Below are 13,500 nucleotides of genomic sequence, written 5' to 3' on the forward strand. Positions count from 1 at the left end.
CCCATTACTTTTAAATAGCTACAAATGAATGTCTTAAAATTTGGAGGAACTTCAGTAGGTTCAGCAAAAAATATAAATAGTGTAATATCGATTCTAGATGATTATTCTAAAACCGACAAGGTAATTTGTGTGGTTTCAGCCGTTGGCGGCATTACAGATAAATTACTCAAAGCTGGAGAATTAGCGCAAACGAAGAACAAAGATTACATTTCAGAATTTGAAACGATTTCTGAAATTCACCATACCATTTTATCTAAATTAGTTCCTTCGGAAGGTGATGCCATTTCAAACCATCTAAATGACAAATTACAAGAACTTAGAAACTTGCTCGATGGAATCTTTTTGATTAATGAAATATCACCGAAAACATCTGACAAATTAGTTAGTTTTGGAGAACTTCTGTCCTCATTTATGATTGCTGAAACGATGAAAAAACGCGGACTAGATTGCTTGAGAAAAAACAGTCAAGAGCTCATTGTTACTAATTCAAATTTCACAAAAGCTGAAGTGCTTTACGACCAAACCAATCAAAACATTAGGCATTATTTTTCTGAAGCCAAACAACAAATAACCATACTACCAGGCTTTATTTCTAAATCAGAACAAGGAGAAATAACAACTCTGGGGCGAGGCGGATCTGACTTCACTGCTGCCATAGTCGCAGCTGCTCTTAATGTCAATCGTTTAGAAATCTGGACTGATGTTAGTGGGATGTACACCACAAATCCTAAAATGGTTAAACAGGCCTTCCCTATTGAGCATTTATCATACCAAGAAGCAATGGAATTATCACATTTTGGTGCTAAAGTATTATATCCTCCAACGGTACAACCCGTTTTAAATCTAAACATCCCAATTCACATAAAAAACACTTTAGAACCCGAAGCATTTGGCACGAAAATCTCAAATGATTCTAACGGAAATTCTAATGCTGTAAAAGGAATTTCGAACATTAACAATATAGCTTTACTAACCCTTCAAGGTAATGGCATGGTTGGTATTCCTGGATTTTCAAAACGATTATTTGAAACCTTAGCCCAAGAGAAAATTAATGTGATTTTTATCACACAAGCCTCCTCAGAGCATTCGATTTGTTTTGGTATTGATATTAAGGATTCGCAAAGAGCTAAAAAAGCTATAGATTCTACGTTTGAGAATGAAATATCCTTACATAAAATTGATCCGATTATCGTTGAAACTGATTTATCAATCATAGCGCTCGTAGGTGATAAAATGAAAAGTCATCAAGGTATTAGCGGAAAGATGTTTAGTACCTTAGGAAAAAACAACATTAATATTAGAGCAATTGCTCAGGGAGCTTCCGAAAAAAACATTTCAGCAGTCATTTCAGAAAATGACGTAAAAAAAGCATTAAACACATTACACGAACGTTTCTTTGAAGCCAAAACTAAACAACTAAATGTCTTTATCACTGGTGTAGGTAATGTTGGAGAGCGATTGGTAGAGCAAATCAAGCAGCAGCGAAAATACCTAAAAGAACAACTTAAAATCAATCTTAAAATCGTTGGTTTATCCAATTCCAGAACCATGATTTTTGACGAAGGTGGTCTGTCTTTAAAAGATTGGAAAACAAACTTAGCGTCTGGCGAAAAAGCCTCTTTAAATGGGTTTTTGGAACAGGCTATAAAACTCAATTTACGAAACAGTATTTTTGTAGATGTTACTGCAAATGAAGACGTTTCTAATCTATATGCAGCATATCTCAAACATAGTATTGCTGTTGTGGCTTGTAATAAAATTGCCTGTTCGAGTGCTTTTGAAAACTACAATTCACTTAAAGAATTGTCTCGAAAATACAATGCGCCATTTTTGTTTGAAACTAATGTTGGCGCAGGTTTACCTGTAATAGACACGCTAAACAATTTGGTCGCTTCGGGTGATAAAATCACGTCTATTCAAGCTGTGTTATCTGGAAGTCTCAATTTTGTATTCAATAACTTTAATGACAGTACAAAATTTCATGATGTCGTAAAACAAGCACAAAAAGAAGGCTATACCGAACCCGATCCAAGAATTGACTTAAGTGGTGTTGATGTTGCCAGAAAAATTTTAATTTTAGCTCGTGAAAGTGGTACTGAAATGAATCTATCTGATATTGAAAATACGTCCTTTTTGACTAAAGCTAATTTAGACAGCAATTCGGTTGAAGATTTTTACAATACACTTATTGATGATGAAGCTCATTTTCAGAAGCTATACAGCAGTGCTAAAGCAAACGATTGTCAGCTGAAATATGTTGCCGAATTTAATAATGGAAAAGCAAAAGTTGGATTAAAAGAAATTCCTAAAGGACATCCGTTTTACAACCTTGAAGGAAAAGATAATATCGTCATGTATTATACACAGCGTTACCCTGAGCAACCTATGATTATCAAAGGTGCTGGCGCTGGTGCAGATGTAACCGCTTCTGGACTTTTTGCTGACATTATTAGAACTGGAAATAAATAAATGGAAGCACTTACAATATTCTCACCTGCAACAGTAGCAAATGTATCTTGCGGATTTGATGTCCTCGGATTTTGCTTAGACAGTATTGGCGATAAAATGACGATAAGAAAGACCTCTAAAAAAGGGATTCATATCACTAAAATTGAAGGCTATGATTTACCCTTTGAAGCCGAAAAAAACGTAGCAGGAGTGTCAGCGCTGGCAATGTTAAATGATGCACAACCAGATTTTGGTTTTGAAATCGAGATTTATAAAAATATTAAACCTGGAAGTGGTATTGGCAGCAGTTCTGCCAGTGCTGTTGGTAGTGTATTTGCCATGAATGAATTATTAGGCAGACCATACAGTAAAACTCAACTTACTAATTTTGCTATGAAAGGTGAAGCTCTAGCGAGCCAATGCGAGCATGCCGACAATATTGCACCTGCAATTTTTGGAGGATTTACACTTGTGAAATCTGTAGCACCATTAGACATTATTCAGTTACCTACTCCTAAGGACTTATATGTTGTTATTATTCATCCGCAAATTGAAATAAAAACATCAGAAGCACGTGCGATTTTACCTAAACAAGTTGCACTACAAGACGCGATTACACAATGGTCTAATGTAGGTAGTTTAGTTCATGCTTTACACACGAGTGATTATGATTTAATGAGTAAATCCTTAACTGACGTTATTGTAGAACCACATCGAAGTCAGCTAATTCCGCATTTTAATACGGTAAGGCAAACTGCTATAACACATGGTGCTTTAGGTTGTGGGATTTCAGGATCTGGCCCGTCGGTTTTTAGTTTATGCCATGGAAAAGACGTGGCTCAAAATGTCGCAACCGCTATTGAAAATGTGTATTCAAAAACGGCTATTCCTTTTGAAATTTATAATTCGAAAATTAACACTAAAGGCATTAAAATTTTATAAATGAAATATTACAGTCTAAATAGAAAAGCTCCTGACACCTCATTTGCAAATGCCGTAATTAAAGGCCTTGCACCAGACAGAGGCTTGTACTTCCCTGAAACAATTACGCCATTACCCGCTTCATTTTTTGAAGCTATAGCGAGTAAGTCATATAACGACATTGCTTTTGAAGCAATCAAACAATTTGTAACTCCTGAAATTCCCGAACCTGTTTTAAAAACAATTATCGAAGAGACTTTGTCATTTGATTTTCCGGTTATCAAACTCAATGAGCACATTTCGACATTAGAATTATTTCATGGCCCGACTATGGCCTTTAAAGATGTTGGTGCACGATTTATGGCACGATGTCTCGGTTATTTTAATCAAAATAATGACAAAGATGTGACCGTTTTAGTCGCTACTTCAGGTGACACAGGTGGTGCTGTTGCTAATGGTTTTTTAGGTGTAAAGGGAGTGAACGTAGTTATATTATATCCTTCAGGAAAAGTAAGTGATATTCAGGAAAAGCAACTCACAACTTTAGGACAAAACATAACCGCTTTAGAAGTTGATGGTGTCTTTGACGACTGTCAGGATATGGTGAAAAAAGCTTTTTTAGACGAGTCCATTACCAGTAAAATGCAACTGACATCTGCCAACTCGATTAATGTAGCTCGCTGGTTGCCGCAACTGTTCTATTTTATGTTTGCTTATAAGCAATTACACCAACAACATAACTCTATTGTTTTTTCTATTCCTAGTGGAAACTTCGGAAATATCTGCGCAGGAATGGTAGCGCAACAATTAGGCTTGCCTATAAAACATTTTATTGCTGCTAACAATGCCAATAATGTCGTAACAGAATACTTAAAAACTGAACACTATAATCCGAAACCATCAGTACAAACAATTAGTAATGCGATGGATGTTGGAAACCCAAGTAACTTTATTCGCATACAGGAAATTTATAAGAATGACTTTAAACAGTTAAAATCAAATTTATCGTCGTTTAGTTATTCTGATGCGGAAACCAAAGCAGCATTATTAGAAATATACGAGCGTTATAATTACGTTGCTGATCCGCATGGAGCAGTAGGTTATTTAGGCTGTAAAGAGTATTTAAAAACACATGAGAATACGCATTGTGTATTTTTAGAAACCGCACATCCAACAAAGTTTTTAGATGTTGTTGAAGAGGTGATACAAACCAACGTAGATTTACCACCTCAAATTGAAGCTGTTATGGACAAAACCAAAGTAGCCACAAAGATTTCTACATATGAGGATTTGAAAGTATTTTTACTAAATTCTTAGATATAGTTAAAAGACACATTGTTCAATTTCTTAACAGTTTTTCATCAAAATATCTTTCTGTAAGAATGATTATTTTCAATACTTTTGCAGAACAAATTTGAATGCAAATCATTTTGCTATTCTACAAAATATATAATGATGAAAAACACAGCTTTAACCGCAACTCATGAAGCCTTAGGTGCTAAAATGGTACCATTTGCAGGATATAATATGCCCGTTCAATATGATGGTGTCAATATAGAACATGAAGCCGTTAGAACTGGTGTTGGTGTGTTTGATGTATCGCATATGGGTGAATTTTTAATTGAAGGACCAAATGCGCTTGATTTGATTCAGAAAGTATGTAGTAATGATGCGTCAAAGTTAACGGTTGGAAAAGCACAATACAGCTGCTTGCCAAATGATGATGGAGGAATTGTTGATGATCTTATCGTATACAGAATAAAAGAAGAAACCTATTTACTTGTCGTAAATGCGAGTAATATTGAAAAAGACTGGAACTGGATTAGCTCTAAAAATGATGTAGGTGCCGAAATGCGTGATTTGAGCGAAGATTATTCGCTATTAGCCATTCAAGGTCCAAAAGCTGTCGAAGCCATGCAGTCATTGTCAAGTCATGACCTAGCGGAAATTAAATTCTACAACTTTGTCGTTGGTGATTTTGCTGGTATTGAACACGTGATTATTTCTGCAACAGGTTATACTGGAAGTGGCGGATTTGAAATCTATTGTAAAAATTCTGAAGTGAAACAAATTTGGGACAAGGTTATAGAAGCTGGAGCAAAACCTATCGGACTTGCTGCACGTGACACGCTTCGCCTGGAAATGGGGTATTGTCTCTATGGAAATGATATTGACGATACTACTTCTCCTATTGAAGCCGGATTGGGCTGGATTACAAAATTCTCAAAAAAGTTCACCAATTCTGAAGCTTTAGAAGATGAAAAACGCCGTGGACCAGAACGCAAGCTAGTTGCTTTTGAATTGGATGAAAGAGGCATTCCGCGTCAAGGTTATGATATTGTAGATTCTAGTGGTAAAACCATAGGAAATGTTACCTCTGGAACCATGTCACCTAGTTTAGGTAAAGGTATTGGTTTAGGTTATGTGCCTCCAATTTTTTCGGAAGCTGGTAGTAAAATACTTGTTCAAATTCGCAAAAATGCTGTACCTGCAACTGTAGTAAAATTACCTTTTTACAAAGGATAATTGATAGATTCAAAGTATCGTAATGAAAGCGTTTGAAAGTAAACACCGTATTTTAATTTTAGGCGCTAGCGGATTTATTGGAAATGCTATATACAAAGAACTTTGTGCCTATTTTAAAACCTATGGCACCTATCGTATTCCGAAGAAAATCTATGAAGACAACCATCATTTTTTTCAATACAATGTTGAAGAAGACGATGTTTACGAAGTTCTGGAAGCCACTAAACCATCTATTATAATTTCGTGCTTACGTGGTGATTTTAACGCACAAACTATTGCTCATCATCACATTTCAGAATACATTCTAGAACACGATTGCAAGCTAATTTTTCTATCATCAGCGAATGTTTTTGATGCTTATAGTAAATATCCAAGCTATGAGTTAGACAAAACTCTGAGTGGTAGTATTTATGGGCATTTTAAGATTAAAATTGAAAATTTATTACTTCGCCTTCCGAAGAAAAAAGTAGCCATTCTCAGATTACCAATGGTTTTAGGTTCGCAATCTCCACGACTAAAAGAAATCAAGCAACATTTACATGATAAAACGGCTATTGAAATTTTTCCTAACATCATCATGAATGTGACGACCGACTCTAAAATCACTCAGCAAATTCATTATATCATTAATAGAAACAAGTTTGGCATCTTTCATCTGGGAAGTACCGATTTAGTTCACCATGACGAATACATCAAAGACATTATCAGTCTGATTTCCTCAAAAAACGGAGTCGTTTACAAACATGTTTATACCACTAATGAAGATCGTTATTTAGCTGTTTTACCAAAATTTAATAAGCTTCCGAAGCACTTAGAAATTACGAGTAAAGAAGTTCTAGACGACCTTTTAAAATAAGGACATATTACATTTTACAGTAAAAACCAATCGCTTTATCTTTTTTTATAGTTTCAAACGATTATAACTATTATTTTACGACAAATTACCGTACATTTAAGTAAAATAAATGCCTATGAGTTTAATGAAAGATGAAAACATTGAAAAACGATTACTACGATTTCCAGACTGGGAACACAGAAATAATAGCCTGTATGCCGAATTTGAATTTGATAATTTCAAAGATTGCTTTAGTGCTATGAGTCGAATTGCTTTTGAATGTGAAGCTCAAAACCACCATCCAAAATGGACAAACATTTACAATGTATTAAAGATTTCATTATCTACTCATGACGTTGATGGTGTTACCGAAAAAGATTTTAAACTTGCTGAAGCAATTGAAGCTATCGTTGAAGTTCAAGACTAAATTTTGGTTCAATTTTTGAACTCTATGCCTATCTAAACATCTTTTATGCCTAAACACCTACACATAATTTTAATAATTTGCCTATTTAGTTTATTAGCCTCAAGTCAGGATAAGAATATCTTTTGCAATCAACTTCAAGCCTTACATAATACAGTTAAAAAGCATCATTACCAACCTAAAACTATCAACGATAGCCTCTCTAGTCATGTATATGATTTGTTTCTTAAAAGTCTAGATGAAGACAAGCGCCTCTTTACCAAAGAGGATTTAAAAACATTTGAATTAGACCGATATGAACTTGATAATTACATCGAACATAATATTTGCTTTTTCATTGAAAAATATACAACAACACTGTCTCAACGCATTGAAACTTCAAAGGCTATTCTCAATGATTTAAGAGACGAAACCTTTGATTATTCGGGAAAAGACACCCTTCGTTTTAAACCAGAATCTACGTTTAGATATTTAAAAAACGAAGCGGCAATGAAAACGTACTGGAGTAAACGCACTCGCTATAATATCTTATACACGCTTGTTGAAAATGATTCCGTTCTAAAACATATTAAAGGCGATTTTAAAGCGCGTGAAGCCGAATTGAAACCGAAATTAATTCAGAAAGAAATTTGCCAGCTTGAAGAATTACAAAACCGATTAGGTAGCGTTGATAATTTTGTAAAAGAAGCCTTTTTAAATGCCTATTTACATTATCAGGATCCTAACTCTTCTTTTTTTAATCCTACTGAAAAGGAAATGTTTGAGAACTCCTTATCTAACGATCAATATTCCTTCGGAATAATAACTGCTAAAAACGATAATGGCGACATCATTATCGCTCATATTACGCCTGGAAGTGCAGCCTTTAATCATGGTGATTTTGAAGTCAATGACATTATAAAATCTATGAGGTCTGACACCGAAATTTTAGAAACCTACTGTGTGTCTAATCAAGATGTTTTAGCCTTTACAAGCAATCAAAATCATCATACCATGACGTTTAAAATTAAAAAGCAAAATGGTACTGTAAAAGATATTGAGCTCACTAAAACAGTTACTAAAATTGAAGAAAATACAGTTTCCGGATATATTATTGAAAGTAAATCTAAAATGGGGTATATCAATATCACTAGTTTTTATTCTGACTTTGAATCTCCTAACGGATTGGGCTTAGCTAATGACGTTGCAAAAGAATTATATAAACTTCAAAAAGAAAATATTGAAGGTCTTATTCTCGATTTGAGATTCAATGGTGGTGGTTCTATGAAAGAGGCTATTGATCTTTCAGGAATGTTTATTAATAGAGGTCCGTTATCAATTTTAAAATACAGTAACGGAGAAACAACAACCATAAAAGATTTAAACAGAGGTGCTTTATTTTCAAAACCTATAGTTGTTTTAGTCAACAATTACAGCGCTTCTGCTTCAGAATTTTTTGCAGCTGCAATGCAAGATTATAACAGAGCAATAATCGTTGGAGCAACAACACACGGAAAAGCATCAGCTCAGGTAATTTTACCTCTTGCTCAAGACGAAAGCTTAGGCTATTCGAAACTAACAGTCGAGAAATTTTATCGTGTAACAGGTAAAAGTCATCAATCTCAAGGTGTGATTCCTGATATTATTCTTCCAAGTGTTTATGATGATTTTAAAACGCAAGAACAATTTGAAGCATTTGCTCTTCAAAATGACTCAATTGATGGTATTAGAAAATTTCCGAAGCTAAAAACATTACCCATAAATGAGCTCAAAAAGCGAAGTCAAAATAGAATTACAAATGACATTTATTTTAAAGCTATACAAGAGTTAAACCAATTGATTATTGATAATTACTTTCAAATTGATACTGAATATTTATTGACATTAGACAATGTCTATCGTGAAATGACATCTTACCGAAATCAATGGAAAACCATAAACCAGCCTATTGAGGCTCACGAATCTAATTTTATGGTCAAAAACTCAGCGTTTACAAAAGAAGTTGTAAGCTACAATGAGGATCAAAAACTTATAAATGAAGCGTTATTAAAAGACATAAAACAAGATATTTATATTGAAGAAGCACAAGCAATTCTTCAAGATTTACTCAATTTAAATCCCTTAAACTAAAATGAAAACTTTACCCCTTAAACTAACATTAATACTATTATTTGTCATATCAACTGCCAGTTCTCAAAGTTTTGACAATGCTTCTGAATACTTAGATTTTGTTGCTAAAGAACAACAAGCTGTTACAAAAAGTATGTGGAAATACACCAAAGCACTTGCTCACAGCAAAAGTGACAGAAGTATTGAAGGCAAACGAAAAAACCTTTTAAAAACAGTTGACAGAGCCATAGAAAAAATTAAAAAAGCTGATGGTTTTGAGGGTGATGACTACAAAAACAAAGTCTTGAAACATATGACGTTTAATAAGGACTTACTCAATCAGGACTATGCAAAAATCATTGACATGAAAGCAGTTGCCGAACAGTCTTATGATGCTATGGAAGCCTATATTTTGGCTCAGGAACTCGCGGATCAAAAAATGGAAGAATCACAGCAAGAGTATGAAAAAGATTTTTATGAATTTGCCAACACCCATAACATTCAAATTGTGGAAAGTGAATCTGACTTGGGTAAAAAAATGAAAATTTCAAATGAAGTTTTTGAGCATTATAATGATTTATATCTCACTTATTTTAAAGTCTATATCAACGAAGTATATCTATGGGAAGCTGTCGAAGCCAATGATATTAGCGCCATTCAGCAAAATGCTAATGCGCTTAATGCTGCTGCAAAAGAAGGGCTTGAAATTTTAAACACAAAAGACACCTATAAAAATGATAAGTCTATCATTAACTCAACTAAAACAGCCTTTGAGTTTTTTATAGAAGAAAGTGAAGAGAAGATTCCTCAAATCACAGAGTTTCTAATTCTGAATGAAGACTTTGAAAAAATAAAAACAACTTTAGAGCAGACGCCTGAACGCAAACGTACTAAAGAGCAAATAAACAACTACAACAAGAAAGTCAAAGACATCAATAAAGGAGCTGCTAATTACAATAAAATCAATAATCAGCTCAATACAAAGCGCCAAAATGTTATTAATAGCTTAAATAATACCAATGCCAATTTTTTATCAAAACATATCCCAAAAGACTAATACTAAGTATTGTCATTTTGATATAATTTCGATAATTTTGGAAGCACTAAAAATTAATAAAACAGAACGATAATGGGAAGAGCGTTTGAATTTCGCAAAGCAAGAAAAATGAAACGATGGTCGGCAATGAGCAAAGCCTTTACACGTATTGGTAAAGACATTGTGATGGCTGTTAAAGAAGGTGGTCCTGATCCCGATTCTAATTCTAGATTACGTGCCGTAATTCAAAATGCTAAGGCAGTTAATATGCCTAAAGACAATGTAGAACGCGCTATTAAACGTGCTTCTGACAAAAGTCAAGGTGATTATAAAGAAGTCGTTTTTGAAGGTTATGCACCTCATGGTATTGCGGTACTGGTAGAAACTGCAACAGATAATAACACACGTACTGTAGCTAATGTACGTAGCTATTTTAATAAAGTTGATGGTAGTTTAGGAACATCTGGCTCTGTCGTATTTATGTTTGATCACACTTGTAATTTTAGAATTAATGCTGAAGGTTTAGATCCAGAAGAAATAGAACTCGAATTTATCGATTTTGGTGCTGAAGAAGTATTTGCCGATGATGATGGCATCTTAATTTATGCGCCTTTTGAAAGTTTTGGTGCTATACAAGCTGAATTAGAATCGCGAGAGATTGAAATTTTATCGTCTGGCTTTGAGCGTATTCCTCAGGTGACAAAAAAATTAACTCCTGAGCAGGCTGAAGATGTCGAAAAACTACTCGAAAAACTGGAAGAAGATGATGACGTACAAAACGTCTATCATACCATGGAGGAATCTACTGAAGACTAGATTAACACAATATCACTATCACCCGAACTCGTTTCGGGTTTTTTATGCCGAAATATTACGCATTTTTGGCTTCAATCCATTTACTCATAAACTTCGTGCTTTGCATGCTATGATGTTGTAATAGTTGTCCGATAAAATTGCGTTCGCGATGCGTTTTTAAGTGTTCTGACACTTCATTTAAACGTTCCGTGAGCTGCTTTTCAAATTTCGCCTTCGAAAATTGAGTATGCAAGACTTTAAATCCTGAATCTTGCATTGAAGTCCACAGTGGCTTATTTCCGTATAATTCAACAGCATAATTGACAAATTCTTCTGCAGTCTCACAAACATGATCTTGTTTAATATCGTCAACAATACCCTCTACTCCAACTGGTGTTGAAACGTAAGGTGTTCCGTTTTTCATAGCATCAAACAACTTCCCCTTTAAACCTGCTCCAAAACGCATAGGCGCTAAAAGTACTCTGGAATGTTGCATTACTTCGTTGACATCCTCTGCAAAACCTTTGATTAAAAACCCGTCTTTTTCGTTATGTAACTGATTAACTTTTTGCGAGGCATAAGCACCATAATTATGTAATTCTGCATCTGGTAATTGCGCTCTAATTTGTTTCCAGAGTGAATGTTTCAAATAAAGTAAAGCATCATAATTAGGTTCATGTAGAAAATTTCCAATGGTGATAAAATGCTGACGGACTTCAAATTGAGGAAAGGTGTTTTTCTGGACTTCGGTTATATCATCAACCAAAAATGGTACATACAGCAACAAACTGTCATCCATATTAAACGTCTCCTTTAGAAGTTTCATTTCCGCAGTAGAAATAATCAAACTCAAATCACAGCGATATATACTTGCTATTTCGCGTTTGGCGGTATCATTAAATAAATAATCGTTAATATGTTGCGAGTCCTTCTTTAAAGCCTGTTGTCTGGCACGTCTAAGAAAATGTAAATCTTCGGTATCAAGAATTTTAATCGCTTCAGGACTATGCTTTGAAATGCGCCATCCAAATTGCTCTTCGGTCATAAACCGATCAAAGAGTACGACATCGGGATTTAAATTGGTAATAAAGGTATCAAAACTTGAATGATTGAGTTGTATAGAAGCTTTGTCAACACCAATAGTTGCTAGATCAAATGCGTTATCACTTTTTCCGCAAGCGCTTGCAAATGTAATCTGGTAAGACTGAGATTTAAAATATGTAATTAATTGCAACATTCTGCTTCCAGCAGCAGAACTCTTAGGTTCTGGCCATACAAAGCCAATAACCAGTAGATGCTTGCTCATAACAATTTATTGAGCTTCTCCGTCAAACATGTATCTAAATCGTACACGGTCTGCCCAGTCTTTGATCGCTAATATTTGAGCTTCGGTTAGTTTTGCATCGCCATGAGTATAAGTATAAGAAGGCAAAGGCATTTTCTTCTCCATAACTTCTTCTACCAATTCATCCATTTTATGCTTTTTCTTTTTTAAATCATAAGTATCCCAAGCTGAAACGTTAAAATGTTTTTTTCCGTCTTCAACATGTTCTGCCATCCAATAATTAACTGGAGTAATGTTATTATACCAAGGATATCTCGTAACATCACTATGGCAATCAAAACATGTATTTTTTAAAATATCATGTACATCACCAGGAGGCTGTGTATCAGCAATGAATGCATCTATTGAAGCGAGTTCGCCTTCATTTTTATCAGGTCCAAAAAATTGCATTATAATAAACACGACCAATAAAGCTACAAGAATCTTTTTTATAATTTTCATTTTATATAATTTTAATGGGTTAAAAATACAAAAGACATTGACTACAAAGCAACTTTATAAAGAATTAAACTATGTAAATCACTCGCGAGAGAAACGCCTTTTTTATGCCAATATGGTGATTAGCAATCCCGATTTAATTCCAAAATTACTAGAAATTTTATTTTTGGTCGATGATAAGGTATCCTGTAGAGCGGCTTGGGTATATGAATTTATGTGTGGCGAACATCTAGAAGCGAGTATTCCGTATTTAGACACCTTTACAATGCATATGAATAAGGTGCACTTAGATCCTGCAGTTCGTCCAGTAGCAAAGGTTTGTGAATATCTGGTTAAAGCCTATTATTCCAAAGAGCAGAATCAAATAAAATCTGCACTTCTTCCTATTTATAAAGAACGTATTATTGAAGCCTGCTTTGACTGGATGATTAACGACGAAAAAATAGCGCCTAAAGCCTATGCCATGAATGCGCTTTATCTACTTGGACAAGATTACGACTGGATTCATTCCGAACTGGTAATGATATTAGAACGGGATTATCAAATGCAGAGTTCAGGTTTTAAGGCAAGAGCACGACACATTCTAAAAAAAGTAAAGAAAAACAACACATAACTCATCTAAATTCTGTACAATCTGTATTCGG

General features: G+C 34.5%; 12 protein-coding genes. 10 read left to right on the forward strand and 2 right to left on the reverse strand.

Annotated elements, in window-relative coordinates:
* Positions 1-24 precede the first annotated feature (24 nt).
* The 9 genes from thrA to H7350_RS10940 all read left to right on the forward strand — a co-directional run bounded on the left by thrA (position 25) and on the right by H7350_RS10940 (position 11,094).
* Positions 25-2,469, forward strand: coding sequence for a bifunctional aspartate kinase/homoserine dehydrogenase I (gene thrA / locus H7350_RS10900; RefSeq protein ID WP_204345957.1), 2,445 nt, complete (start codon positions 25-27; stop codon positions 2,467-2,469).
* Positions 2,470-3,390, forward strand: a complete 921-nt coding sequence (locus tag H7350_RS10905; protein WP_204345958.1) for a homoserine kinase — start codon at positions 2,470-2,472, stop codon at positions 3,388-3,390.
* The gene (gene thrC, locus H7350_RS10910; RefSeq protein ID WP_204345959.1) at positions 3,391-4,686 is read left to right on the forward strand and encodes a threonine synthase; all 1,296 of its coding nucleotides are present in this window, start codon (positions 3,391-3,393) and stop codon (positions 4,684-4,686) included.
* Positions 4,687-4,824: 138 nt separating this feature from the next.
* Positions 4,825-5,895, forward strand: a complete 1,071-nt coding sequence (gene gcvT, locus H7350_RS10915) for a glycine cleavage system aminomethyltransferase GcvT (protein ID WP_204345960.1) — start codon at positions 4,825-4,827, stop codon at positions 5,893-5,895.
* A 22-nt stretch (positions 5,896-5,917) separates the two neighbouring features.
* A complete protein-coding gene (locus tag H7350_RS10920; RefSeq protein WP_204345961.1) occupies positions 5,918-6,751 on the forward strand; it encodes a sugar nucleotide-binding protein in 834 nt (277 codons plus the stop codon).
* Positions 6,752-6,866: 115 nt separating this feature from the next.
* Complete coding sequence (locus H7350_RS10925) at positions 6,867-7,157, forward strand: 4a-hydroxytetrahydrobiopterin dehydratase (RefSeq protein WP_204345962.1); 291 nt, start codon at positions 6,867-6,869, stop codon at positions 7,155-7,157.
* 45 nt (positions 7,158-7,202) lie between these two features.
* Positions 7,203-9,263 (forward strand): carboxy terminal-processing peptidase, encoded by a 2,061-nt coding sequence (locus H7350_RS10930; protein ID WP_204345963.1) that lies wholly within the window; start codon positions 7,203-7,205, stop codon positions 9,261-9,263.
* Position 9,264: 1 nt separating this feature from the next.
* Positions 9,265-10,299 carry an LIC11966 family surface protein gene (locus tag H7350_RS10935; RefSeq protein WP_204345964.1) on the forward strand — a complete coding sequence of 345 codons (1,035 nt, stop codon included), beginning with the start codon at positions 9,265-9,267 and terminating at the stop codon, positions 10,297-10,299.
* Between the two features lie 72 nt (positions 10,300-10,371).
* Positions 10,372-11,094, forward strand: coding sequence for a YebC/PmpR family DNA-binding transcriptional regulator (locus H7350_RS10940; RefSeq protein WP_204345965.1), 723 nt, complete (start codon positions 10,372-10,374; stop codon positions 11,092-11,094).
* A gap of 55 nt (positions 11,095-11,149) precedes the next feature.
* On the opposite strand, the gene H7350_RS10945 is transcribed toward H7350_RS10940, so the two are convergent.
* Both H7350_RS10945 and H7350_RS10950 read right to left on the reverse strand, forming a co-directional pair.
* The gene (locus H7350_RS10945) at positions 11,150-12,379 is read right to left on the reverse strand and encodes a glycosyltransferase (protein WP_204345966.1); all 1,230 of its coding nucleotides are present in this window, start codon (positions 12,377-12,379) and stop codon (positions 11,150-11,152) included.
* Between the two features lie 6 nt (positions 12,380-12,385).
* Complete coding sequence (locus tag H7350_RS10950) at positions 12,386-12,859, reverse strand: heme-binding domain-containing protein (RefSeq protein ID WP_204345967.1); 474 nt, start codon at positions 12,857-12,859, stop codon at positions 12,386-12,388.
* Positions 12,860-12,896: 37 nt separating this feature from the next.
* On the opposite strand from H7350_RS10950, the gene H7350_RS10955 reads away from it, so the two are divergent.
* Positions 12,897-13,469 carry an adenylosuccinate lyase gene (locus H7350_RS10955; protein ID WP_204345968.1) on the forward strand — a complete coding sequence of 191 codons (573 nt, stop codon included), beginning with the start codon at positions 12,897-12,899 and terminating at the stop codon, positions 13,467-13,469.
* The last annotated feature ends 31 nt before the right edge of the window (positions 13,470-13,500 follow it).

It is taken from the genome of Psychroserpens algicola, from assembly GCF_014526325.1.
GTDB classification, from domain to species: Bacteria; Bacteroidota; Bacteroidia; order Flavobacteriales; family Flavobacteriaceae; genus Psychroserpens; species Psychroserpens algicola.